Source organism: Kluyvera sp. STS39-E, from assembly GCF_040932435.1.
Lineage (GTDB): Bacteria > Pseudomonadota > Gammaproteobacteria > Enterobacterales > Enterobacteriaceae > Kluyvera.
This window is the reverse complement of the sequence record NZ_JBFQGA010000032.1, coordinates 1-299: the sequence shown is the minus strand read 5'-3', so window position 1 is coordinate 299 and position 299 is coordinate 1. Positions and strand designations below refer to the sequence as shown.

The 299-nt window shown below is 43.1% G+C and carries 1 rRNA gene; it reads left to right on the top strand.

Annotated elements, in window-relative coordinates:
• Positions 1 to 101: ribosomal RNA gene (locus tag AB4K05_RS24705) — 16S ribosomal RNA — on the top strand; the annotation flags it as partial.
• Positions 102 to 299: the final 198 nt, after the last annotated feature.

Here is a 299-nt window from a genome sequence, read left to right as displayed (position 1 = left end):
GCTTAACCTTCGGGAGGGCGCTTACCACTTTGTGATTCATGACTGGGGTGAAGTCGTAACAAGGTAACCGTAGGGGAACCTGCGGTTGGATCACCTCCTTACCTTAAAGAAACGTGCTTTGAAGTGTCCACACAGATTGTCTGATGAATGATGAACTTCTGAATGTACTTACGAGTGCATTAAGAAGTTTTGCTCTTTAAAAATCTGGATCAAGCTGAAAATTGAAACGACACACTGTGTCTGTTCTCCGTAATAAGAACAGATAAGCGGTGTGTTCGAGTCTCTCAAATTTTCGCAAG